Origin of the sequence: Brevundimonas sp. TWP3-1-2b1, from assembly GCF_049896165.1 — a bacterium.
Taxonomy (GTDB): Bacteria; Pseudomonadota; Alphaproteobacteria; order Caulobacterales; family Caulobacteraceae; genus Brevundimonas; species Brevundimonas subvibrioides_B.
Map to the genome: position 1 here is coordinate 1 of NZ_JAFCTT010000038.1, position 1687 is coordinate 1687.

The 1687-nt window shown below is 57.7% G+C and carries 1 protein-coding gene; it reads right to left on the reverse strand.

Annotation, left to right across the window (positions count from 1 at the left end):
- Positions 1–127: 127 nt before the first annotated feature.
- The coding region (locus tag ACP7AB_RS16840) for a hypothetical protein (protein WP_426046205.1) at positions 128–1687 on the reverse strand (1560 nt) is incomplete at its 5' end.

Below are 1687 nucleotides of genomic sequence, written 5' to 3' on the forward strand. Positions count from 1 at the left end.
ATCCCGAACTCGCCGCCTGACATCCGCCAAGCAGCCATCGTTAGACATCAGGAATGAGGGGTCCTTATTCGACGCCGATCACCCCGCTAACGGGGTCCCTTTTCCACGCCGATCCACATAGCATTGATCATCCAACAATCAACCCGGACTTTTTTCTGCGTTGAAGCCGACGCTGTTCAGACTTCGGATTGATCATCCGAGTGCCCTTGGCTCCGAGGACCAGCGGTTTGGCTTTTGCCGATTTCGGCTCATCCTCTGGTTTTTCAATCCTCTTTGAGAGGATGCCCGCCTCTTCCACGCCGATCACCTCCACCGATCTCGCGATCGGTTCTAACTTGGTCGCTAGAGCCTCGGCCTGCCGTCGCGAATAAAGGTAGATGTCGTAGTCGCCCTCATACGCCTCGTTGCGGATCACGCCACGCATGACGAACTGGTGGATGTCCTCGTCCTCACGAGCGGCGAGAATGTCGGCTTCGGTCAGCCCGAACAATTCCATCAGCGGCTTGTCGGTGTCCTGAGGCTTGCTGCTGTAGATGAAGGCGCAGCTTTTGAGGGCGCGGTATTTATTGCTACCGGCGACTTTCGGCAGGGTAAGCAAGCCGCCGACGCGCCACTCCATGAGGTTGGTGGCCTCCTTATTTCCAGACCAATATCCGAGCCCTGCGACGTTCTCGACCAGATAGTCGCAAATCGGCTTGATGAGTTGGCGGCCCTCGCTCGTTCCCCATAGGGCGGTCGTCCCCTCATGGCCTTCCGTGAAGTAGTGGATTCGGATCGACGGCTCACCCGATCGAGGCACCGGTGGCTCAGGCACATTGATCTCGTTGATCGCGATGTCCGTGTCCCACCAATTCAAGCACGCTCTCGCACCTAGGCTCTCGAGGTAGGCCGCCGCTGCGATCTTCAGTGACCGAACATCCGCAAGGAATGTAGGAGACCAAAGGGCAAACCATTCGACGGTCTTGGCACCCTTCCAGTCCGAGACGTTCACGTAGACGCCCTGAGGCCGGGCCGCGTATTTGAAGAACTCGGCCTGCTGGGAAATCAGGGAATCTCCGGCCTGCTCTCGCCAATTTCCAGCCGAGTCCTTGAGGAGGGCTTGTGACCAACCGCCACCAGTTTTCAGATCAAACGAGGACGAAAAGAAATTCCTCGACTGGTTAGTGCTGATCGAGATTTTTCCGGTCTGAATAGCGTTCGGAACTTCATCGATCCGGACATGCCAGTCTGTGAAACTAGAGAGGTCGCCCGCCATCATCGACTCGTGGGTCATGAACATGATCGCGTGCTTCGTTCCAGCGGCCGCAAGGGCGTCGCGGTTGTCTTCGATCTGCCGTTGAATTTTGCCCCTGCCGCCGCCTTTACCGGACCGAGCCTCGATGATCGTCAGGTCTGGTCGAAGGCTACGGAACGCCTTCGCCTGTTCCTCGATCAACGGGATGGTGGGAAGGCAAAACAGATAGAGACCGGGGATGTCGAGGGCTTCATCGCGCAGGGCGATGCTCTTGCCTGAACCGTGGGGACCGACCAGCACATCAAACTCGATCTGCCCGGCGGCATTCCTAAGCCCCACACTTCGTCCCCTGTCATTGGCGCCAATAGCGTCGATAGTGTCTGTGTGGATGTCGGGAGTCACGGGTTGAAATCGATCTGGGCGACGGTCTGGAAAATGTCGCCTGCGTGCTCT